The sequence below is a fragment of the Prosthecobacter fluviatilis genome (genome assembly GCF_055388355.1).
The window spans coordinates 607,382-629,687 of record NZ_AP043782.1; the positions used below are offsets into that span (position 1 = coordinate 607,382).

The window sequence follows — 22,306 nt, forward strand, 5'->3', positions numbered from 1 at the left end:
ATCCCTCTCCGACTGCCTGTGCCATGGCTTTTCATTGAGCCCTGGTGCGGCTCTTTCCAGCCGTCCTGGACCAGATGACCTCCTGGTGTGAGCCATAGGCACACGGCTCGCTGGATGCAGATGATCTCCCCCCATTAAGCCTCCCCGTGGCTAAAAGCTTGACGAAAGTCGGTCATGACGCCAGTTCTGGCCAATGAACGCCTCATCCACCAGCCTGTCTCCTGCCTATATTCCTCGCCGCATGTTGGGTGCCGCCCTGCTGGGGGGGCTGCTGATGGTCTCTGGGTGGGCGATGGCGGATGAAGTCGTGCCTTTCCCCAAGCTTCCAGAAGGAGCGGGTGCGATCAGTGCCAAGGCCCCCAAAAGCTTCACCGCAACCGAGTCAGGCCTGAAATATCGCATTCTGCGTCCTGGCACGGCGAACAAACCCACTGCCCAGCAGCGTGTGGTTGTGAATTACCATGGATGGCTGTTTAACGGTCGTGTCTTTGACAGCTCCTACCTGCGCGGCATGCCGATCACGTTTGGCCTCAACCAGCTCGTCAAAGGCTGGACAGAGGGCCTGCAACTGGTGGGCACAGGCGGGATGATCGAACTCGAAATTCCTGGCTACCTCGGCTACGGCCTGCAGGGCCAGCCAGGGGCGGGCATTCCGCCGAACGCGACGCTGCACTTCGTCGTGGAGCTGATTGAGATTCTGGGAGAATAAAAGCGGGGCAGGGCAGGGGCTCCTGGCCTGCTGCTGCCGTGGCATAGGGACTCACCACCCACTCTTTACATTCCACACTTCCACCAGGTCTTTGGGCAGGTCGGTGATGAACCGTGAGGGGCGCATCATGATGTCGCCATCGCGGGCTTGGTGGTTGATCACGGGATAGGTCAGGTACAGCTCGTCTTTGGCCCGTGTGACCGTGACGTAGAAAAGACGGCGCTCCTCCTCCAGCGCGCTGTCTCCTCCTTCGTCGATGGCGCGTTTGTGCGGGAACATGCCATCGGCCAGCCACACGGCGAAGACGACGTTCCACTCCAGGCCCTTGGCCTGATGCCCGGTGGTCAGCGTCACGGCATCGCGGTCCTGCTGCGCCTGCTGGGCAGGGTTGTTGTCCGTGTCCACGCCGCTGAGCAGGGAGAGCTGGCTGAGAAACTCCAGCGGGTCGGTGAAGCGGTCGCTGAAGTTGCTGAGCTGCTCCAGGTCCTGCTGGCGCTGCTCGTAGTTTTTAAACTTGGACTTCATGTAGTCCTCATACACGCCTTCGGTGATGCTGCGGATCATCTGCGCCGGTGCGACGGACTTGCCGTCCTTGTCGATGAGTTCGTCAAGCGTGTACGCAAACTGCTCCCAGGTGGTCTTGGCCTTCTTGGGAACCTTCATCGGGATGAGCACTTCTGAGAAGCTGGTGGGCATTGTCTCGGCCTTGGCGGCGTCAGACTTCAGCCACTCCTGCCAGAGCTTGGCGGCGCTGACATTGCCGATGCCTTCGCACAGCCGCACCATGCGCATGAAGCTGACCTCATCCTGGCGGTTCACCGCAAACTTCATGAACGCAGCCACATCCTTCACATGCGCCTGCTCAAAGAAGCGCAGCCCGCTGGTGATCTGGAAGGGGATGCCGCGCTGTGTCAGCTCCATCTGGATTTCCATGCTGTGGAAGTGCGCGCGGTAGAGCACGGCGATGTCGTTGAGCTGCACGCCCTCGTCCTGCAGCTCCAGGATGCGCTGAGCCACAAAAGCCGCCTGCGCCGAGGAGCTGTCCAGCGAGACGAGCGCGGGCAGCATGCCTTTGGACTCACGTGCGGGCAGGAGGTTCTTCGGAATCTGCCCGCGGTTCATGGCGATGGCGGCATTCGCCAGATTCAGCACCTCCGGCACGCTGCGGTAGTTCACCTCGATCTTGTGCACACGGGCGCGGGGCCAGTGCTGGTCGAATTCGAGGATGTTGGAGACATCCGCCCCGCGCCAGGAGTAGATGGACTGCGCGTCATCTCCCACGACCATGAGGTTTCCTTGCGGCCCGGTGAGCAGCTCGACCATGCGGCACTGGAGGCTGTTGGTGTCCTGATACTCATCGACGAGCACAAACTCAAACTGCCTGCGGTAGCGCTCCAGCAGGTCTTCGTTTTCCTCCAGCAGCTGCACGGTCAGGGCCAGCAGGTCGTCGAAGTCCATGCAGTTGGTCTCGCGCTTTTTCTCCTGGTAAAGTGTGCGCATCTTGAGGATGCCGCTGGCCACTTCCTCAAAGTAGGGATAGCGCGTGTGGATGATCTCCTTGAGGGAGCAGAGGGTGTTGTCTGCGAGGGAAAAAATATCTCCCAGCACCTCCGCTTTGGGAAAGCGGTAGGTCGTGGTGTCGATGCCGCTGCTGCCGAGCACGGTTTCCATGAGGTCTTTCTGATCCTCGCGGTCCATGATGGAAAAGCCTTTGCGGTAGCCCAGGCGCTCGGCGTTGTAGCGCAGGATGCGGTTGCCGATGCTGTGGAAGGTGCCACCCCAGATGCGGCTGGCATCATGGGTGACGAGCGCCTGCACACGCTCCTGCATTTCACGGGCGGCCTTGTTGGTGAAAGTGAGCAGCAGGATGGACTCGGGCTGGATGCCGTTGTCCAGCAGCCATGCTACACGGTACGTCAGCGTGCGCGTCTTGCCGCTGCCTGCACCGGCGATGACCAGCGCCTGCCCGGGTGGGCTCGTGACCGCCGCATGCTGCTGCTCATTGAGCTCCGCCTTGTAGTCGATGCGGTTGCTGGGTTCGTGCGCGGTGTGCAGCGTGTAGTTGCGGGCCATGGTGGAAGTAGTGGGGGCGACGCGGTGCGTCAAGGCTGCGCAACGCCTCCCCTCACTTCGGTACCTGGATCAATCCCGCGCCCACCGCCGTGGCCGGGGCTTGCAGCGGCTCGGCCGTCCGCGTCAGCAGCGGGATGATGTTGGGCCCGTAGTACCCGCGCCCCAGCAGGTAGGCGACGACACCGCTGGTGATTGCCGTGGCCTGGGAGGTCCCGCTGCCGATGACGAGCCGGTTGTCGGCATAGCCTGAGACAATGCCCACCCCCGGTGCCACCAGGGTTAGTCCCGCGCCTGAGTTGGAGAAGTACGCCTGCGTGCCATTGGCATCCACCGCCCCCACACTGAGCACGCCGGAAATCCCTGCCGGCATGGAGAGCGCGGTCTGCTGCTCATTGCCTGCGGCGGCCACGACCACGACATTGCGGCTTTGCGCGTAGCGCACCGCTTCATCGAGCACCGGAGAGTCCGCGTTTGCCCCCAGGCTGATGTTGATCACTCGCGCGCCGAGGTCCGTGGCCTTGATGATGGCGGAGGAGACCAGCGCGGTGTTGCTCTCGCCATTCGCGTTCGCCACGCGGATGTCCAGCAGGCTGGCCGCAGGTGACACACCGCCCACATTGGGATCATTGCCGGCGATCAGCGATGCCATCGCGGTGCCGTGGCCGTTGAAGGCGCTGCCGTCATTGACGAGGTCGTAGTGGGTGATCTTCACTCCCGCCAGCGATGGGTGGCTGCCAATGCCGGAATCGATGACGGCTACCGTGATGCCCCGGCCCCAGCCCGAGCGGTCGCCCGTGGCGCCGATGGCGTCCAGCCCCTGGCTGCGAAATGGGACGCTGCCACCGGCATTGGCCGTGTCAGTTTGGGCCGGAGGAGGTGGCAGGCCGGGAATGCGCGTGATGAGATTGGGGCCTACATGCGTGTAATCCTCGGCATGGGCGCTCAGGTCGCGCTCCAGTGCCCTCGTGTCACGAAAGCGCACACGGGCGGTGCGCAGCTTCACATCATAGCCCAGCACCTCCAGCCCGAGCGCGGCCGCACGTTCACGAAACGCAGCAAGCGCCTCTGGCGTACGAAAGGTCAGCAGCGCCTCGTTTGGCATGGAGCCCGGCACATTGAGCGTGGCGATGACGGGAGAGGCCGCCGGTTTTGCCTGAGCCTGTTCGGCAGCAGGCGGAGCGGGCGCTTGCGGCATTGCAATGAGTGCCAGCGTGCCGCCGGTGCTCTGGCTGCGCTTTGCCTGGGGGAATTCCTCCTGGATGGAGGGTGCCGCATGCGACTCCCACAAAAACCACAGCACCGCCGCCACCATGATCAGCAAGGCGGAGGCGAAAAGCATGACGGGCAGGCGGCTGGTGCGCATGGCAGTGCGCAAAATTTCGCACATTGCCGCCATGGCGCGAGTTCTGCTTTTCGTGAAGCGCATGGCACTTTCCCGAATTCCAACCTTGTCGCCATGAAACGCACTGCCTAATCTCGCCGCCATGTCGCAAAAGAAAGAAGCCTGGGGATCACGTCTTGGAGTCATCATGGCCGTCGCGGGCAGCGCGGTGGGCCTGGGGAACTTTCTCCGCTTTCCCGGCCTCGCCGCGCAATACGGCGGCGGCGCTTTCATGATCGCCTACGCCATTTCCTTCCTCATCATCGGCCTGCCCATCGGCTGGGCGGAGTGGGCCATGGGGCGCTATGCGGGCGGGAAGGGCTACAACTCCGCGCCCGGAGCCTTTGCCGCCATCCTGAACAAGCCCTGGGCCAAATATGTGGGCATCATCGGCGTCATCGTTCCGGTGATGATCTACATGTACTATGTCTTCATTGAGTCCTGGTGTCTCGGCTACGCGGTGAAGTTCTGGACGGGCAGCGTGGACTTGAAGACCACCGCGCAGGCGGTGGAGATGTTTAAAGGCATGAGCGGGCAGATTGGCGACGGATCCGCGCTGTCATTCTCGTGGAATTCGGCGCTGCCATGGCTGCTGCTCGTGTTTGCCTTCAATTTCTGGCTCATTTACCGAGGCATCTCAGGCGGCATCGAAAAGATGTGCAACTACGGCATGCCGATGCTCATCGTGCTCGCGCTGGTGGTGCTGGCGCGCGTCATGACCCTCGGCGCTCCAGATCCCGCCAAGCCCCACGACAATGTCGTCAATGGTCTGGGCTACATGTGGAACCCCAGCAAGGTGCAGATCGAGCGCACGCACCCTGCGCCGGGTGAAAGCAAGGTGGTGGAGGAGCTTGTGGGAGCGGCGGCCATCACGGCTGCGGAGAAGAAAGTGGCCGCCAGCAATGGTGTCTTGAAGCTGGTCACCATCACCCCATGGCAGCAGCTTCAAAACCCGCTGATGTGGATGGCAGCGGCGGCGCAGATCTTCTTCAGTCTCTCCGTGGGGTTCGGGGTCATCATTGTCTATGCAAGCTACCTGCGGAAAAGCGACGACGTGGTGCTCAGCGGCCTGACGGCTAGCAGCGCCAACGAGTTCTGCGAGGTGGCGCTTGGAGGGCTCATCACCGTGCCGGCGGCGGTGGCGTTTCTGGGGCTCGCATCCGTGGCGGGGCAGGGCACTTTTGGCCTGGGCTTCACTGTGCTGCCTCTGGTGTTTGCCAAGATGCCCCTGGGTGCATTTTTTGGTGGTGCTTTCTTCTTCATGCTCTTCCTGGCAGCGATCACCAGTTCGATCTCCATGCTCCAGCCTGGCATTGCCTTTCTTGAAGAGGCGATGAATGTGGGCCGCAAGGTGAGCGTGACCATCCTTAGCATGCTCACCACGCTCGGCACCGGCTTCGTGGTCTATTTCACCAAGGAACTGAAGGCGCTCGACACCCTGGACTTCTGGGTGGGCACCTTCCTCATTTTTATCCTGGCCACCATTCAGATCATCGTCTTCGGCTGGCACTGGGGCATCGAGCGCGGCCTGCGGGAGGCGCATCAGGGCGCGTCCATTCGCATTCCACGCTTCTTTGGCGTCATCATGAAATGGATCTGTCCGGTGTTTCTCCTGACAATCTTCGCCCTGACGGTTTTGACGAGCGTGTTTGGCTTTGATCTCAACACCAAGACCTTCGGCAGCGCCTCATCCTACGTGCTCGATCTCATGGGCGGGATGAAGGACGGAAAGCCGGTCACGACAAATCTGGCCGCGCAGCTCAGCGTGGCGCTGGTGGTCATCGTCGCCGCCTTTTTTGCGCTTCTCTCCTCCCGTTCCAGATCCTACCAGCGCGCCGAGCAGGGCCTGAACAAACACGATTAACCGCCCCCCACCACCATGACCACCTCCGGTCTCATCGTCATGCTTCTTTCTGTTGGCACCGTCACCAGTCTCTTTGGCTGGTGCATCTACAAGGTGCTCACCACCCCGAATGAAACGGAAAAAGTTCACGGCGTGGACCTGCACACGCCGGACATGGACGCGGAAAGCTAGCGTCAGCAACTTTCGCCCGCCTACACCGGCAGATGAAAGTACCCATGGATGTGGGGCTGACCGCGGAAATACCAAACGAATTCCGGTCCTTCGATCTGCCAGGTGTCCCAGACCCTGTCTGCGCCGATGTCGTATTTTCCGCCGTAGCAGGAGACAAAGAGGCGCTCGACGAGTTTCTTGTCTTCGATGATCTTCATGGTGGAGGCCACGTCATCAGCACGGAAGCACACCAGCATGCGGCGCATGGTTTCGAGCAGCTTGGCCTGCTGGTCCTTGCTGAGATCCGCACCGCTGAGCCCGGGCAGGTCGGTCTTGCGCTTCTCGATGACGAGGGAGGGCTTTTCTGAGCGCGGCTCACGACCCACGAGAATCTTCTCCTGCTGTTTGCCGTCGAGGGACTGAACGAACTCGTTGAATACCAGCCCCTGATACCAGAAGGGATTGCCCTCGTGGTCCTTGGACTCGTTGAAGGCCTTGGCAAAGTTGCCGTAAAAGATGGGCCTGCCGCCAAAGCCGAGGCCCCGGTCCGTGTGGGCATGGCAGCGCCGCGTGACGTGGTGCCCGGTGTAGATGAACTCAAAGTCCTCATCCGCAGGCGTGCCGAAAAAGCCGACGGAGGGCGTGTTGCTGATTTTGCCCATCAGGTCCTTCTGCACCTGCCAGTTCATCTTTTCGCGGTGGTCGGGATGATGCAGCGACTCGAAAATCTGCCGCACGAGGTCCTGCTGGTCCTGGGTGTAAAAGGTATGCAGGCGCTGCTCGGGACAGATGTACCACCAGTTGCTTACGTAGCCGCGTTGCGGGTGGTCGCGTGGCAGCACAATCTTGGTGCGCTGCTCCTCGGTGAGGCTTTTGTAAAACTGCATGGGCAGGGAGTCCTTGCCCGCGGTGGCGGCCCGCAAGGAGGGAAAGACGGAGAATGCAGCGGTGGCGCCCAGCGAGCGCAGGATGTCGCGGCGGCTGAGGACCTTCCTCTCAAAGGGGACGTGGAACGTGTTCATGCTGCGATCCTCTCAGAAGCTGCTGAAAAAGACCAGCGCAAAGTTGGCCTCAGGATGGCAGCCGGCTGGGGGTCATGACTGCACCTCGGCGATGTATTCGCGCACGGCACGCAGCGTCTCGCCAGCCACGTCTGCCCGAGCCTTGGCAAAGGGCGGGCGGAACCACGGGAAGCTGCCGATGAGGTCCGGCGTGACGAGCACCTGGCCGTCTGTGCCGCTGCCCGCGCCGATGCCGATGGTGCTCGCCTTGATGAGACCGGTGATCTGCGTGGCGACGGCGGGCACCATGCTTTCCAGCACGATGGCGACGGCTCCAGCTTCATCCAGAGCCTGCGCATCCGCGATGAGCTGGTCGACGGATTCAGCGGTCTTGCCCTTCTTTTTGTAGCCGCCTTCCAGCTTCACACTCTGCGGCAGCATGCCGATGTGACCGACAAAGGGAATGCCCGCGTCAGTGATCGCGCGTACCTGCGGCAGCATGCTCACGCCGCCTTCCAGCTTCACGCAGGCCGCCCCGCAGTCCATGAGACGCCGGGCGTTTGCCAGCGCCAGCTCCGGGGTGCTGTAGCTGTCAAAGGGTAGGTCCGCGATGACGGGTGCCCGCTTCACTCCACGGCAAACGGCGGTGGTGTGGTGCACCATCATTTCCATGGTCACGCCGGTGGTGTCGGGCATGCCCAGCACCACCATGCCGAGTGAGTCCCCAACGAGTATAAGGTCCACCCCGGCGTCGTCCAGCAGACGGGCGGTTGGGTAGTCATAGGCAGTCAAGACGGCCAGCTGCGGGCCGCCGGTCTTGCGTTGAGGGAGGTCGTTGAGGGAGGTCAGCATGAAGGGGGAAGGCTGTAGCGGGGAATTTTGATGCGTTTGAGAAGGATGAATGCGGCCAGAGGATAAAGCAGACCGAGGACAATGCCGACGTAGCCCGCGGCTAAAGTGATGTTCCGGGTCGTCTCCATCATGGCCGGGTTTTTGACTTGCTGAAGCGTGTGCGAAAGCGTGAAGGGCAGGGTGTAGGTGATGGTCAGCCAGGTGGTGAAAAGCGCCGCCGCGAAGCCATAGAGGGCACAGCCGATGGCCACCTTGCGGGCAAGGGCACTGAGACGCAGGAGCCCCACTCCCGAGCCAAACTGCACCACAGCGAAGACAAGGCCAGGTAGAAACAGCGCACGCATGATGGATGCGTAGCTGGGATTGCTGCGGAGCATGTCTGCCATGAGCCCGGTCTGCCCTTCGAGCGGTGCGAAGCACAGCTTGCCGTTTGAGAGCATGCTGACGAGTGTGAAGCTGCCAAAGAGAATGTACAAGCCGCCGATGATCTGGAGAATGGAGGCTGACTTGGTGGGTGCTGGGGTTTCCATGAGGTGGGCATGCAATAGGACAGCCAGGGGATGCGCTGTCACGCTGAAAAATCATGCGTGACAGACGATCTCTCATGTCATTGAATATGGGTCCAGTCTGCTTTCACCCAACCTGATCTGACCATGAAAACACTGCTGTCTCTCTCCGTGCTCTTTTCATTGCTGTCCCTCAACGGTATGGCCGCCGAGCCGCCGGTGAACACCGAATGCCCGGTCTGCCACAAGGATGCCCGTCTGATTTTCCGCAGCACGACCAAGGACGGCAAGCGCGTCATCTTCGCCACGGCGGAGTGCAAGGACAAGTTCGACAAGACTCCTGCCAAATACACGGTGAAGCCCAAGTCCTGATCTGTGGCATGGCATCTGATTAGCTAGGGTGGGGCTTTGTGCCCAGCACTCCTGGGCTTTGCATGATTCTTTCTTGAGCCGCAGAAAGAGCCGCGGATAGACTGGAGGTTCATCTCATGACCTCCCCCCATCCGGACACACCCAGCCATACAGCTGCGCTCGACCGCGCACGCCGCAAAGCCTACTGGCATCTGCTGCCGCTGCTTTTTGTCAGCTACATGATCGCCTATGTTGACCGGCAGAACGTGGCGGTGGCGAAGCTGACCATGACGCGGGACCTGCCCGGCTTTGACAATGCCGTCATCGGTCTGGGGGCGGGTATTTTCTTCCTGGGTTACTTCCTTCTGGAAATCCCCGGCACATTGATGGTGGAGCGCTGGAGCGCGCGCAAGTGGATCTGCCGAATCATGATCACCTGGGGCGCCATGGCCGGGCTGACCGCTGCGGTGACGACCCCCTGGCAGTTTTACACAGTCCGGTTCTTTCTTGGGCTGGCCGAAGCCGGGTTTTTCCCAGGTGTGGTGGTGTATCTCACCCACTGGTTTCCCAGCCGCGACCGCGCACGTGCGCTGGCCACATTTCTCGTGGCCACACCGATGGCGCAGATTGTGAGCCCGAAGATTTCCAATGCGCTGCTGGAGATCGGATCAGACGCTGCGCACCCGCCCGTGCTTGGCATGGTGGGCTGGCAATGGGTGTATGTCTTCTGGGCGCTTCCTGCCGTTGTGCTTGGCACCCTGGTCTTCTTTTGGCTGGTGGACCGCCCAAAGCAGGCACGGTGGCTTACGGAGGAGGAAAGCACCGCCCTCGAAACGGAGCTGGAGCGGGAACGCGCGGAGACGCGCAAGGGCAAACGCATGACGGTGACCGAGGCTCTCCGCCATCCCAAGGTGCTGCTGCTGGCGCTGGTGTATTTCTGCACGGTCACCGGCAGCTATGGGATTGAGTTCTTCATGCCCAGCATTCTGAAATCCTGGTATGCGATGGACATGAACAAGCTCACCTGGCTCATCATGCTGCCGCCGGCCGTGGCCATGTGCGGGCAGCTTTTCATGGGGTGGAGTTCGGATCACTTCAAGGAGCGCCGCTGGCATGCCGTCCTGCCTATTGTCATGGGCTCTGCCGCGCTGGGGCTCATGCCTCATACGCAGGGAAATCTGGTCCTGACCATGGTCTGCCTGATGACTGCCTTTGCCGGCTTCAAAAGCTACATGCCCGCTTTTTGGGCGCTGCCCAGCATGTTTCTCACCGAGTCCGCAGCCGCAGGCAGCATCGGTCTGATCAATTCCATCGGAAATCTTGGCGGCTTCCTCGGCCCCAATGTGCTTGGGACCGTCGAAAAAATGACCGGCTCGTTTGTGGGCGGCTTGTACTACCTCTGCTGCTCAATGCTCGTGGCCGGCACCATCATCTTCAGCTCTGGCTTGGGCAAAAGCACGGCTTCGAAATGATCCCTTTGCCACCCTCATGAGACCCGGATCTCCCATCAAAAGCGACGCCCCGCTAGAGCGTGATATCGCCATCCACATTTTCAGCGCCTCGGCTGCGATGATCGGCGTTTGTCTCACGGTGATCAGCATCGTGCAGACCTTCACGCGTTCAAAGGAGGTGCAGACTCTGGTGGATGACGTTCTTGCGGTCAATGCCCTGGTCTTTCTATGCGCATGCCTGCTCTCCTACTGGGCGCTGCGCACACGCAGCACGCGGCGCATGCATCGGGTGGAATCAGCGGCGGACATTGTGTTCCTGTTTGGGCTGACCGGTACGGTCTGCGCGTGCGGCATGATTGTCTGGGCGGCTACCGTATGATCATGCCAGTCTCCGGCTTATTCCTCGTTTCTTTGATCTTTTTGCTCATCGCGGCACGTCCTTTGCATCATTTTTCCTTTCCCTCATTCATATGAAAAAAGGCCTGTTCATCACCAAATCCACCACTCAGCTCATCGCCGAGTCCAACGACGATTCCCATGGCCTGAAAAGAGTGCTTTCGCGCTGGGCGCTGGTTTCCCTGGGCATTGGAGCGGTGATCGGCACGGGCATCTTTGTCCTCACCGGACATGCAGCTGCCGACCACGCCGGGCCTGCGGTGGCCCTGTCCTACATCTTTTCGGGGATAGGCTGTCTCTTTGCCGGTCTGTGCTACGCGGAATATGCGGCGGCCATTCCTATCGCGGGCAGCGCCTACACCTACTCATACGCGACGCTTGGGGAGCTGGTGGCCTGGCTCATTGGCTGGGATCTCATTCTCGAATACATGTTTGCCGCCGCCACTGTGGCCGTAGGCTGGTCCAAGTACTTCCTCCCATTCATGCGGGATTTCTTTCATGTGAACCTGCCAGAGCAGTGGTGCCGCGCGCCGCTGGACTACATCGACGGTCACATCGTGCACACCTCCAGTTATGTGAACATTCCCGCCATGCTCCTGGTCTGGGTCATCTCCTGGCTGCTGGTCGTCGGCATCAAGGAGTCCGCCAGCTTTAACAATGTGATGGTGGGAACCAAGGTGGTGATCATTCTCATGATCATCGGCCTCGGCTGGGGCTACATCCAGTCCTCCAACCTCACGCCGTTCGTTCCTGAAAACACCGGGGAGTTTGGCAAGTTTGGCTGGAGCGGTGTTCTCGCGGGCGCGGCCAAGATCTTCTTTGCCTACATCGGTTTTGATGCCGTCTCCACCGCAGCCCAGGAGACCAAAAATCCGCAGAAGGACATGTTCTGGGGCATGATTGGTTCGCTGGCCATCTGCGCGGTGCTGTTTGTGCTCGTGTCCATCGTACTCTGCGGCATGGTGAACTACAAGGAGCTGCACGTGGACGCCCCCGTGGTTTATGCGCTGGAAAAAGCTGCCGGAGACAGCCTGAAGTGGCTGCGCATGGCGGTGGAGATCGCCGTGCTCGCGGGGCTGAGTTCTGTGATCCTGGTGCTGCTCATGGGCCAGCCACGCGTGTTTTTCAGCATGGCCAAGGATGGCCTGCTGCCGCCCATGTTTGCCAAGGTGCATCCCAAATACGGAACTCCGCACGTCACCACCATCGTCTCCGGGCTGGTGTGCTCGGTCCTCGCGGGTTTTCTGCCGTTGAATCTGCTTGGGGAACTGGTGGCCATCGGCACGCTCATGGCCTTTGCCGTGGTGTGCGTGGGCATCATTGTGCTGCGCAAGACCAAGCCCGACATGCCGCGCCCCTACCGCACGCCGTGGGTCCCGGTGGTGCCTGTTCTCGGCACGCTCATTTGCCTGGGGCAGGCTTTTGCACTGCCCGGAGACACCTGGCTTCGCCTCTTCATCTGGATGGCCATTGGCCTGGTCATCTACTGCTTCTATGGCGTCAAGCACAGCAAACTGCGCCAGATGAACTGAGGTCAGTTCGAGGCCAGGGTTCCCGGTGTTCAGGCAGATTTTGCAAAGCGGTCTCGCAGTTGGATGAAAACTGGGGAATCCTGGCGGGGTTTATTGGTTACCTCTCATGTGCCCTGCTTCTGATGACTTCAAACATCGCCTTCAAAAGGATGCTGAAGATTTGGGGCAGACGCCAGTGGGGGCATCGGCAAACAACAAGGCAGCTCAAAGAGTCGCCCTAGCAGTGGGGCAGGACGTGCAACTCTCTGGAAAACTGCGGCTTCCTGCGCTTCCTGCGGTGAAGCCTCTGCCCAAAATCCAGCGCACTGTCCCTGTGCCTGAAATGGGAACTCCTGCGGATAGCTGGCGGGTGCGCTGGGACAAGTGGGGCGGACGCTCGCTGGCTCTGAGCCTTTTCATCCATGGACTGATCCTCGGCTCTGCGGCACTGGTCGTGGTGCATCATGTCACCGACAGGCAGATGGACTTCATCCCCGGCGGCGGCTCGGTGCAGGGCGCTCAGGCAGCAGAGGCACTGCAGTACAAGATCCAACAAAAGAAAAACCCCTGGCTAAAACAAGCGATGCCGAACCGCAGGCTGGCGGTGGCGGACAGAATCAAGGACGTCATGGTGATGACGGAGCCCCCGGACATGCTCGACTTTTCCCCGGCAGCCAAGCCGATGAGCGGCGGGGCTATGAGCGGGGGATTGGGCCTTGCAGGAGCCACTGGCGGCTTCGGCAGCGGGAAGGGGTTGGGAGCGCGGGGAGGCACAGTCTTCGCACCCCTTTTTGGTCTGACCATCAAAGCGCAAAAACTGGCCGTGGTTCTCGATGTTTCCTCATCCATGATGCCACATCTGGAGCGCGTCGTCACGGAGGTGGACAAGGTGGCAAAAGGCAGCGTTGTCATGCTGTACTTTGGCTGTGGGCTGGAGCCGCCGCTAAAGCCGCTGGTGGGAACGAAGATTTTCCGAACCTCGGCAGTCGAGTTTGAGAAGTTCTGGCGCATGGGCGGGGCCACCTTCATGGAGACGGCGCAGTACAAGATCGACACCCGGAAGCCCATTCCGCTCAAGGAGCTTTTCCTTAAGCTTTCCCGCCGGCCACAGACCTATTTCATCCACAATGTGGGCGTGGGCTACACGTGGCTGGCTCTGTTGAGCGACGAGGTGCGCAACGCCGACGGTCTCTATTGGTTCTCCGATTTTCAGGACGCCGTGGACCCTGGGCAGATCTCCGTTGTGCTCGACAACCTGAAACGCCGGAAACAGCGTCTTTACATTCATGCCTCAGGCAAAGGCGGGTCCTTTGACACGATCAGGGAGAAGCTTGTCATTCCCACTGAGGGCGATTCCTACATCGATCAGTGACACGCTTGTCTTTATCATCTGACTGGCACAAACCGAACGATGTTGCGGTGATACACCTCGCACTCCTTCTTGTGCATCCAGATGCTGAACCAGAAGAGCAGCATGCCGAAAGCCAGCACAAAGAAAAGCAGCAGACGGCCTTTGGGGGTGCGTGTCGCTGCCAAGGCCGCCAGGCTGGCCAGTGACATCATATAGTACGGCCAGGACCAGTCCTTGCGCCGCTGGGTCTGCTCCTGGATCAGTGGCGCAAAGTCTGGTGAGCGTGTGGCAAGGATGCGCGGCGTTGCTTTGGCGCGCAGGTCATTGTACGGCCACACACTGGTGCAGGAAATGCAGATGAACGCCAGCGCCAGCATGCGGCACTTTGCCTCTCCGAACATGAAAGACACGATCAAGAATGTCAGCCCGATCCCCAGCCCGTACAAGGGCAGGGGCTCCAGCAGCAGGTGCAGGTACTCGGGGTCGCAGATGCTCTGCCAGAGAGTGGTGAGTTCGCGCCACATTGATGCGGCATGCTGAATGCTGTAGGCCCTCTGGGCAAGGCGGTATTAAGCACTGATTTGATCTGGGGGATTGACTGGGCTTTGCCTTTTTTGCAAAATTATTTCTAAAATAAACAGTTAAACTATGGAGATCCGATCACTGTTTTTGACCCTGAGCCTGGGCTCATTGCTTTCAGCCGCTGAGCCTGTGCGGCCTGCGGTGTCCCCTCTGGCTAGTGCTCCGGCAGAGGTTTTGCAGTATTACAACAACGTGAACTTCATCTCATGCTTCAGCACTCCGGAGGAGCGCAAGCTGGTCGGCTACATGATCCGCACGCGCGCGGTGGATCATCTGCCCAAGCGTCTTCAGACTGTGGCGCTGACGGTGCAGTCCGTACGCAAAGCCTCGGTGTCTGTCGATGAAGCCATGGTAGTGCGGCCTGCGGCGAATGATGACCTCTGCCCGACGGAAGAACTGACCGAAGTGGCAGCTACGTATCGGGACGAAAAGGTCATACGTGTGGAGGTGCATCTCCGCAGCCTCTCCAAAGAGGCCAGATCCTGGCTGGTGACCCAGTATGAAAAAGTCGCTCAGCATCCGACTGCAGACCTCGACACCTTCATGCGCAGCACGCTCAGCCAGACCGTCCGCAAAGAAACCCATACCTGGCATCAGGTGAACGGCCGCTGGGTGCGCAGGGAGGCTGGTGTGGTGCTGCTGAAGGCCAAGTAAGCGGGAACTGCGGCTCGTTCCTGCCTGTTGCGAGCCATGTCTTCCAGAGCGAGCTAAAGCTCGCGAGTGCTTTTTAAAACAGCTCCGACTGACCGGTATTCGGCGGGATGAGTCCCAGCTTGCGGTAGGCGGCAGGCATGGCGACACGGCCGCGAGGGGTGCGTTTGAGATAGCCCTGCATCACGAGGTAGGGCTCGTGCACGTCTTCCAGCGTGCTGGTGTCTTCACCAACGGCGACAGCAACGCTGCCCATGCCCACGGGGCCGCCGTCAAATTTGCCGATGATGGCCTCCAGAATGCGGGTGTCCATCTCATCCAGGCCGGACTCATCGATGTCACGCATCGTCAGGGCCTGCTGTGCCACATCCTCAGTGACGATGTTTTGCGCCTTCACCTGGGCGAAGTCGCGCACCCAGCGGAGGAGGTGGTTGGCGATACGCGGTGTGCCACGCGAGCGTCGCGCAATTTCCATCGCGCCCGCAGGCTCGATGGACACGTTCATCAAACGCGCGGAACGGATGAGGATGTGCTGGATCTCCTCCGGCGTGTAATAGTCCAGCCGGTTCGGAATGCCAAAGCGAGAGCGCATGGGGGCGGTGAGCATGCCCGCACGGGTGGTTGCCCCCACCAGGGTGAAAGGTGGCAGGTCGATGCGGATGGTGCGTGCCTTCGGCCCCTGGTCGATGATGATGTCCAGCCTGTAGTCCTCGATGGCGGGGTAGAGGTATTCCTCGATGCTGGGATGCAGGCGGTGGATTTCGTCGATGAAGAGGATGTCCCTTTCCTGCAGATTGGTGAGAATGCCGGCGAGATCTCCCGCGCGGTCAATCTGCGGACCGCTGGTGGTGTGCAGCTTGGTGCCCACGGCGTTGGCGATGAGATTGGCCAGCGTGGTTTTTCCAAGCCCAGGAGGGCCGCAGAGCAGCACATGATCAAGAGACTCGCCACGCATTCTGGCAGCCTCAACCATGACCAGCAGTTGTTCTTTAACCTTGGTCTGGCCGTGGAACTCGGAGAAATCCGCCGGGCGCAGGGCGAGATCAAAGGGGGAGTCGGGGTCGTTGAGCGCGGGATTCACTGCCTACATAGGAGCGTGCGCGGCGCAGAGTGCAAGATGAGGCGCACGGCTCTTCGTGCAGATGTGCGCAAATCTTGGCAGCGGGGTAAAGACCATTCACTCCCGCCGGATGGAATCGGTGAGGCGGCCGCGAACGGCGGTGGCGACGGCGATGGCGCAGACCACGAGGCCGAAGGCGAGGACGGCGACGATGAGCTCAACGAGGAAGCCCAGAGGCAGCCCGCTTCCACGCTCAATCAACTGTGGCAGCACGGCCAGTGCTGCGGTGAGCACTCCGAGGAAGACGCCCAGCACCAGAAGCACGCTGTGCTCTCCCATGATCATGCTCCGCAGCACTCCGGCTCGGAAGCCCAGCGCCTGCATGAGGCCCAGCTCACCGCGCCGCTCCAGCACATGCCGGGCAATGAGCACGCCGATGCCGGCTGTGCCCAGCAGCACGCCTAGGCCACCCAGCACGGTGAAGATGCCGATGTAGGTGTTTTGCACGCTCAGAAACAGCTCCAGCCGCTGCTGAGTGGGCTCCAGAGCGAGGCCGCGCTGCTCAAGCTGGCGTGTGAGATGCTCGGCGAGCTCGGCAGACCGCTCTGGCTTGGCGTCGATCAAAAAGAAGCGGTAGCCTGCGGCATCCGGATATTTCGACAGATAGTCCTTCTCGCTGATGACCATTTTGCCCTGCAGGATCGAGCCGGCCAGCAAGCCGACGATCTTCACCTGGAAGGTGTTTCCAGAGCTGTCCTGATAGTCCATCATGTCTCCCAGACCTTTGCCGAGGCCCCACATGGCGGTAGCCTGGTCCACGATGGCAGGAATGCAGGCTTGTTCATTGAGCATGTCCCATGCACCTGCGGTAAACGCGAAGGTTCCGGCGAGTTTGGCTGGGTCTGCGGCCACGAGCACGGGCTTCTGGGCACGGTTGAGGTTCAGGCAGCTGGCGTCATCTCCTTCACGTACACGGAAGGGCACCACCCGTGCCTGCGGCATGAGCTTTTCATCCAGACCAAAGGCATCCCAGCCCGCTTTCGCGTTCAGGTCTTCATACACCGGCAGCGATGATTCTCCGACAAGCGCAAAGCCACCAGTGCCTGAGTGACGCTCGGTGGGGTCTCCCGCGCTCATGCGGAAAGCATTGACCGCCACCACCAGAAAGATGCCGCCTGCCATCATGCCGATCACCGAAAGGCTGCGAGAAGGTCGGCGCGAAATATTGCGCAGGCCGATCTGCCGGAGCGAGCGTGCCATGGTGCCGCTGTCCCGGCGCATCCAGCCACGCAGCAAAAGAAGACCTGAGATCATCATCAGCATGCCGGAGCCGAAGAACATGCCAGCGACAGCTTCCGGGTTCTTCATCACAAATCCGGCAGGCAGCAGAGCCATGGCCACAACCGCAAAAATCAGCGTCATTTTGCCGCCATGCTTCTTTTGCAAAGGAGCCAGGTCATCGCTCCAGGAACCGGTCAGCAGATCACGCGCCTGGACTTTGAAGAGCCTACGGCTGGCCCACCCCAGGGTGAGCAGCACCACGGCCAGCGTGCCCAGCGCCGCACTGCATACGGTGCCCAGGCTGGCGCTGAACACCAGAGGCAGCCCCTGAGTAGCTCCGGTCCAGATAGCCGAAAGGCCATGCAGCGCCGTTTGCGTGTACAGCATGCCGCCAAACACGCCCAGGCCGATGCCCGCCGTGGCGACGACTCCAGCCTCCAGCAGCCACGCACGCCGCACCATGCCGCGTGTCCAGCCGACGGCCAGCAGCAGGCCGATCTGCGAGGATCGACGCTCCAGCGTGAAGAGAAAGAGCAAGGCTGCAAAGACGAGGGCAGCCGCGATCAAAAACATGCTCAGACCGATGAAGAGGCCGCCGAAGTCCACACTGCCCTTGGCGGCGCTGCCTGCCGCCTGTTTGAAATTTTGCGGCACCAGACCGACGTCCGCAAGCTTCAGGCGCAGCGCGAGCGCATTGCTTTTGGCCTCCATGGTCTGGCCTTCATTCGGCAGGCGGATCGCGGTGAGATTGCCAAACCGGTTGGCCCAAAGCTTCTGGCCTGCCGCCAGCGAGATGAACCCTTTCGGTGTGCCTTTAAACTCATCCCAGTAGGCTTCGTCCTTGTCGCGGATCGCTTTCATGTCCATCGGGATGCCGGGCTCCCAGTCGCGGCAGTTGTCCACATCTGAGACCCCGGGGAATTCCGGTGTCCATGCCTTGGTGACCTTGGGGGCATCCATGGGCAGGATCGCGGCCACTTTGAATTTTGCCGACTGCTGCTTGAGATCCCTCCCCAGGCCTACCGCGAAATATTTGAGTTCCAGCTCGTCGCCGACCGCCAGTTTCTGGTCATCCGCAAGCCATTGGGTGATGGTGATTTCATCATCCTTGCCCTGTCCTGTGGCCGTCACCATGGAGTAGGGGGTGGCGCCCTGCTTCGAAGTGATGCCATTCACCAGGTAGGTCAGCACACCGTAGGCACCTTTGAAGTCGATGAGCTTCTCGGCAAGGCTTCGCTCCATGAAGACGCGGCTGGTGCTGATCTCCCATTCCTTCTTTGCGCCTTCGATGCGTTTGAGACGCAGGGAGAAATCTTCGAGCGTGCGGTTTTGCTCCAGATGCGCCCGCAATGAGGTGAACTCCGGGTGCAGCAGCGCATTGATCCGCCCGTCCATTTCAAGCTGGTTCTGCAGATCGGCAAGATTCACAAACACTGAATCCGGGGCCACTTGGGAGGCAATGAGCTGAAAGGTGCCAAAGTCTTCGGCGCTGACCACCGCGGCGACGGTGCGCCTCAGGGAGATGTCCTGATTGGTGCTGCCGGAGAGCGGTGCGTCGCGCGAGATGGCGCTGGGGCGCTCCAGCCGCACGAGGATGGTGTCACCCACTTTCACGCCCAGCTTGCGTGCCAGCGGCTCGTTGACGGCCACGGATGATTTGTCAAAGGCGATGCTTTTTGAGCTCGTGCTGAGCTTCCAGAAAGCAGCATCCACGCCCAGCACCTGGGCGCCGTTTACACGCACCTTTCCGCCTGCGGCGCTTGCCGCACCTGTGGCGATAATTACAGGGGCCGAGTGGGTTTTGCGCGCCAGGTTTTCAGTGAACCAGTGGTCGCCGCCCAGGACGCCGCCCTCCACCTTGCCCAGGCGCATGGCCGCCACACGCTCCAAGCTGGCGCGCACAGAGTCTCCCACCAGCATGGAGCCGGTCAGGATCGTGCCGGCAAGGAAGGTGCCAAAGAGCAGGCCCAGATGACCACGCCAGTAGTGGCGCGCAGACTGGAGGACGTAATCCGTGAGTTTCATTGCAGGGTGCCTTCGTGAATCGTCAGCACACGGCCCATTCGGTCTGCCTGTGCACGATGGTGTGTGACCATGATCAGGGTGACCCCGCTGCTCTTCTGCAGCTGGAGCAGCAGGTCGGTCAGAGCCTCGGCGCTGTTTTCATCCAGGGCGCCGGTCGGTTCATCGGCCAGGATGAGCCGCGGCTGGTTGATCAAGGCACGCACAAAGGCCACGCGCTGGCGCTCGCCACCCGAAAGCTGTGCCGGCTTCCAGTTCATGCGGTCCTTGAGGCCCACCTGCTCCAGAAGTGACTCAGCACGCTGCAGGGCGTCTGCCGGAGCCGACTTCAGTGCGAGCGTGGGCAGAAGAACGTTTTCCACCACGGAGCACTGCGGCATTAGGTGATGCAGCTGGAAGATGAAGCCGATGTTCTGGCTGCGCACTGCGGCAAGCTGCTGCGCCGTCAGGCTGGCCAATGAATCACCGTCAAACAGGATGTCACCCGAGTCTGGCAGGTCGAGTGTGCCGAGAATGTTCAGCAGGGTGCTTTTGCCGCACCCCGAGGGGCCTACAATTGCCACAGACTCGCCAGCATCTATGCTGAGATTGATGCCGCGCAGCACCGGCACCTGTGCTCCGCTGCCTGGGTCGGTGTAGGATTTGGAAACGTTGGTTAGCTGGATGAGTGGCATGGTGTGAGCGTAAACAAACAGGTGGCGGTTGAACAGCAGGAAAATGTGGCGTCAACGACGCCGGGATTGTCATTCGAGTTTCATCATTTGAAACGCTGCAGACCGTTCACTCTGCAGGAATAATTCGCCAGCGCTTCGCCTTGAACTCATGCCGCGGCAGGCTGTCGGGCTCGGCGAGCCGTACCGAAATGCGCAGTGAAAAAGTGTCCTTGAGCTTGGCCTCCAGGCGTTTGATCAACGGTTTGGCCGCATTGCCGGAAATTTCGACCACGAGCTCGATCTCGTCCATGGCGTCCACTTTGCGCTGCTCGACCATGTACTCGACCACTTCGGGAAACTGCCGCACGACGGCCTCGACTGCGCTGGGGTAAATGTTCACGCCACGCACCACGACCATGTCGTCCACGCGGCTGAGGATGCCGCCTTCGAGCATCAGCCGGCCGCGATGGGTTTTCTTCTTCACCCAGTCTCCCGTGCGGTAGCGCAGCAGGGGGCAGGCGGTGCGGTCCAGTGTGGAAAGGATCAGCTCGCCGTGCTGGCCGTCCTCCACTTCCACGCCGGTTTTCGGATCGACGATTTCAGCCAGATAGGATTCCTCCATCACCACGAGGTCCCGTGGCATGTCTTCTGTCTCATAGCTGACCGGTCCGACTTCGGTCATGCCATGATGATCAAACACCCGGGCCTGCCATAGCTCCTCAAGCCGCTTGCGCACCTCGGGCACGCTGCCACCTGTTTCACCTGCGACGATGATTTTGTTGATCCGCAGGCTCGTGCGGTCCACCCCGGAAAGCGAGCCGATCAGCTCCCCCAGACGCAGTGCATAGGTGGGCGTGCAGCATAGTACGGTGGCGCCATAGCGCGCCATGGCCTCCAGCCGGGCCTGGCTGGACATGCCACCCGTAGGGATGATGAGGTAATCCTTGGCCGCCGCCTCATAGGCCGTCCAAAAGCCAAGAAAGGGACCAAATGAAAAGGCGAAGAAAATGCGGTCGCGCCCTTTGACCAGACCTGCCGCATCAAACACGCGTTGCCAGCATTTGAGCATGGCATCCCAGCTCTCAGGTGTGTCCACCCAGGCCATCGGTACTCCGGTGCTGGTGCCGCTGGTCTGGCAAAACCGTGTGTACTGGCTGATGGCCCGCGTCAGGTTGGTGCCAAATGGCGGGTGAGCAACGCGGTCTGCCTGGATGTCAGCCTTCGTCGTGAAGGGCACTTGTGCGATGAAATCGTCCACCCGGTTGAGCCGGCTCACCTTCAGCTCCCATTCACGGATTTTTTTGCCGTAAAAGCTGTCCGTCGTGGCGAGGTTGAGCACGATGGAGCGCAGCTTGCGCCACTGGTTGGAACGCAAACGAACCCGGTCAATCAATGGTGGGCCATCGGACATGACCCCAGACATGGCGAGGCATGGGACGGGGTCAAGCAGTGGGGTGGATTGAGAAAATGACGGATCCAAAATAACGCAGGGTGGAAAAATCCGAATGTCCAGCTGAATTCGCACATTCGGGTTTCGCCACCCATACGCAATGGATTCAAAGTGTGGGTGTCAGCACCACAGAGAGGGCTAAAGTTTTCGCACCTCGATGCGCTGCATCAGCAGGTGCTCCTGGCCGGGCTGCACGGTCACCACATCCTCTCCCGCATTGGCGGCTTCGATGCAGAGAAACTCCGGGTAGGCCTCATCTGGGAGATCTGCGAGGCGCTTGGATTTTTCGATCCATGGATTCCACACCACGGTGGCCAGGCTGCCGGCTTTTTCGATGACCAGTTCACGCTTCCACAGCGGATCATGCACGATGACGGTGGCATCAGAGACATACATGCGGTCCACTTCCTGATCGATGGCGATGGTGCCGTGCTGCGGACGTTTGTCAGGGGACAGGCGGCCTTCCACATACTGGGTGCCGTGCAGGCCGTGGATGCTGACTTTGCGTACATCCTCCACATTCAGGTAGGTATGCAGGGCTCCGGTCATGCTCCAGGCAGTGGTGCCGGTGTTGGCAGCCTGCAGAGTGACCTGCAGAGTGGCGCCCATGTGGACGTGCAGCCGTGTGGAGAAGGCCTGCGGCCAGAAAGCTTTTGTAGCGGCAGAGTCTGAAAGCTTGAGCACAATCTCCACTGCCGTTTCAGTCTCGCGGGCTGCATCAACCTCCCACAGCATCTGACGCACAAAGCCATGCGCCGGCTTGCTGCTGTCTGCCGGGTGCGGGCCGAACCAGGGCCAGCAGACCGGGATGCCGCCGCGGATGGGCTTTCCCACTTCCATCACCGCCTCGGCGCTCATGTAAAGCACTGGATCATGCCCCTCGGGAATCCAGTCCGTCACATGCGCTCCGTTGAGTGCGATGCGGCCCGTCGCCGAAGCATGTTCAATGATGAGGATGGGGTAGCCTGCGGGGTCTTCGGCAAGGGTGACGGAGGGTGGGAGAGTCATGGA

The 22,306-nt window shown here is 60.7% G+C and carries 20 protein-coding genes; 9 read left to right on the forward strand and 11 right to left on the reverse strand.

What is annotated here, in order from left to right:
* Nucleotides 1-241: 241 nt before the first annotated feature.
* Entirely contained in the window at nucleotides 242-709 is a 468-nt protein-coding gene (locus tag ACZ5WW_RS02105; protein ID WP_377169576.1) for an FKBP-type peptidyl-prolyl cis-trans isomerase, read from the forward strand.
* Nucleotides 710-760: 51 nt separating this feature from the next.
* Here the strand turns inward: ACZ5WW_RS02105 and ACZ5WW_RS02110 are convergent, their stop codons facing one another.
* Together ACZ5WW_RS02110 and ACZ5WW_RS02115 are read right to left on the reverse strand one after the other, a co-directional pair.
* A complete protein-coding gene (locus ACZ5WW_RS02110) occupies nucleotides 761-2,782 on the reverse strand; it encodes an ATP-dependent helicase (RefSeq protein WP_377169578.1) in 2,022 nt (673 codons plus the stop codon).
* A gap of 52 nt (nucleotides 2,783-2,834) precedes the next feature.
* Nucleotides 2,835-4,145: a S8 family peptidase gene (locus ACZ5WW_RS02115; RefSeq protein ID WP_377169580.1), complete on the reverse strand. Its 1,311-nt coding sequence runs from the start codon at nucleotides 4,143-4,145 to the stop codon at nucleotides 2,835-2,837.
* Nucleotides 4,146-4,266: 121 nt separating this feature from the next.
* On the opposite strand from ACZ5WW_RS02115, the gene ACZ5WW_RS02120 reads away from it, so the two are divergent.
* Nucleotides 4,267-6,027 carry an SLC5/6 family protein gene (locus ACZ5WW_RS02120; RefSeq protein ID WP_377169582.1) on the forward strand — a complete coding sequence of 587 codons (1,761 nt, stop codon included), beginning with the start codon at nucleotides 4,267-4,269 and terminating at the stop codon, nucleotides 6,025-6,027.
* Nucleotides 6,028-6,042: 15 nt separating this feature from the next.
* The gene (locus ACZ5WW_RS02125; protein WP_377169584.1) at nucleotides 6,043-6,198 is read left to right on the forward strand and encodes a hypothetical protein; all 156 of its coding nucleotides are present in this window, start codon (nucleotides 6,043-6,045) and stop codon (nucleotides 6,196-6,198) included.
* Between the two features lie 20 nt (nucleotides 6,199-6,218).
* Here the strand turns inward: ACZ5WW_RS02125 and ACZ5WW_RS02130 are convergent, their stop codons facing one another.
* The 3 genes from ACZ5WW_RS02130 to ACZ5WW_RS02140 form a co-directional block, all read right to left on the reverse strand.
* Complete coding sequence (locus ACZ5WW_RS02130; protein ID WP_377169586.1) at nucleotides 6,219-7,199, reverse strand: DUF3500 domain-containing protein; 981 nt, start codon at nucleotides 7,197-7,199, stop codon at nucleotides 6,219-6,221.
* Nucleotides 7,200-7,271: 72 nt separating this feature from the next.
* The gene (panB, locus tag ACZ5WW_RS02135) at nucleotides 7,272-8,030 is read right to left on the reverse strand and encodes a 3-methyl-2-oxobutanoate hydroxymethyltransferase (RefSeq protein ID WP_377169588.1); all 759 of its coding nucleotides are present in this window, start codon (nucleotides 8,028-8,030) and stop codon (nucleotides 7,272-7,274) included.
* Complete coding sequence (locus tag ACZ5WW_RS02140) at nucleotides 8,024-8,560, reverse strand: hypothetical protein (RefSeq protein WP_377169590.1); 537 nt, start codon at nucleotides 8,558-8,560, stop codon at nucleotides 8,024-8,026. Before ACZ5WW_RS02140 ends, panB begins: the two co-directional genes overlap by 7 nt.
* 123 nt (nucleotides 8,561-8,683) lie before the next feature.
* Between ACZ5WW_RS02140 and ACZ5WW_RS02145 the strand changes: the two genes are divergently transcribed.
* From ACZ5WW_RS02145 to ACZ5WW_RS02165, 5 genes are all read left to right on the forward strand, one after another.
* On the forward strand, nucleotides 8,684-8,908 hold the full coding sequence (locus ACZ5WW_RS02145; RefSeq protein ID WP_377169592.1) for a hypothetical protein: 225 nt from the start codon (nucleotides 8,684-8,686) through the stop codon (nucleotides 8,906-8,908).
* A gap of 116 nt (nucleotides 8,909-9,024) precedes the next feature.
* On the forward strand, nucleotides 9,025-10,359 hold the full coding sequence (locus ACZ5WW_RS02150) for an MFS transporter (protein ID WP_377169594.1): 1,335 nt from the start codon (nucleotides 9,025-9,027) through the stop codon (nucleotides 10,357-10,359).
* A gap of 16 nt (nucleotides 10,360-10,375) precedes the next feature.
* Nucleotides 10,376-10,717 carry a hypothetical protein gene (locus ACZ5WW_RS02155; RefSeq protein WP_377169596.1) on the forward strand — a complete coding sequence of 114 codons (342 nt, stop codon included), beginning with the start codon at nucleotides 10,376-10,378 and terminating at the stop codon, nucleotides 10,715-10,717.
* 91 nt (nucleotides 10,718-10,808) lie between these two features.
* The gene (locus ACZ5WW_RS02160) at nucleotides 10,809-12,266 is read left to right on the forward strand and encodes an APC family permease (RefSeq protein WP_377169598.1); all 1,458 of its coding nucleotides are present in this window, start codon (nucleotides 10,809-10,811) and stop codon (nucleotides 12,264-12,266) included.
* A 277-nt stretch (nucleotides 12,267-12,543) separates the two neighbouring features.
* A complete protein-coding gene (locus ACZ5WW_RS02165; RefSeq protein WP_377169600.1) occupies nucleotides 12,544-13,617 on the forward strand; it encodes a hypothetical protein in 1,074 nt (357 codons plus the stop codon).
* Between the two features lie 14 nt (nucleotides 13,618-13,631).
* Here the strand turns inward: ACZ5WW_RS02165 and ACZ5WW_RS02170 are convergent, their stop codons facing one another.
* Entirely contained in the window at nucleotides 13,632-14,120 is a 489-nt protein-coding gene (locus ACZ5WW_RS02170; protein ID WP_377169602.1) for a hypothetical protein, read from the reverse strand.
* Between the two features lie 124 nt (nucleotides 14,121-14,244).
* Between ACZ5WW_RS02170 and ACZ5WW_RS02175 the strand changes: the two genes are divergently transcribed.
* A complete protein-coding gene (locus ACZ5WW_RS02175) occupies nucleotides 14,245-14,832 on the forward strand; it encodes a hypothetical protein (RefSeq protein WP_377169605.1) in 588 nt (195 codons plus the stop codon).
* Nucleotides 14,833-14,905: 73 nt separating this feature from the next.
* Here the strand turns inward: ACZ5WW_RS02175 and ruvB are convergent, their stop codons facing one another.
* The 5 genes from ruvB to ACZ5WW_RS02200 all read right to left on the reverse strand — a co-directional run bounded on the left by ruvB (nucleotide 14,906) and on the right by ACZ5WW_RS02200 (nucleotide 22,303).
* Nucleotides 14,906-15,910, reverse strand: coding sequence for a Holliday junction branch migration DNA helicase RuvB (ruvB, locus tag ACZ5WW_RS02180; protein WP_377169607.1), 1,005 nt, complete (start codon nucleotides 15,908-15,910; stop codon nucleotides 14,906-14,908).
* Between the two features lie 96 nt (nucleotides 15,911-16,006).
* The gene (locus ACZ5WW_RS02185) at nucleotides 16,007-19,195 is read right to left on the reverse strand and encodes an FtsX-like permease family protein (RefSeq protein WP_377169609.1); all 3,189 of its coding nucleotides are present in this window, start codon (nucleotides 19,193-19,195) and stop codon (nucleotides 16,007-16,009) included.
* A complete protein-coding gene (locus ACZ5WW_RS02190; protein ID WP_377169611.1) occupies nucleotides 19,192-19,866 on the reverse strand; it encodes an ABC transporter ATP-binding protein in 675 nt (224 codons plus the stop codon). Before ACZ5WW_RS02190 ends, ACZ5WW_RS02185 begins: the two co-directional genes overlap by 4 nt.
* Nucleotides 19,867-19,972: 106 nt before the next feature.
* Nucleotides 19,973-21,256, reverse strand: coding sequence for a phenylacetate--CoA ligase family protein (locus ACZ5WW_RS02195; protein ID WP_377169613.1), 1,284 nt, complete (start codon nucleotides 21,254-21,256; stop codon nucleotides 19,973-19,975).
* A 177-nt stretch (nucleotides 21,257-21,433) separates the two neighbouring features.
* The gene (locus ACZ5WW_RS02200; RefSeq protein ID WP_377169615.1) at nucleotides 21,434-22,303 is read right to left on the reverse strand and encodes a D-hexose-6-phosphate mutarotase; all 870 of its coding nucleotides are present in this window, start codon (nucleotides 22,301-22,303) and stop codon (nucleotides 21,434-21,436) included.
* Nucleotides 22,304-22,306: the final 3 nt, after the last annotated feature.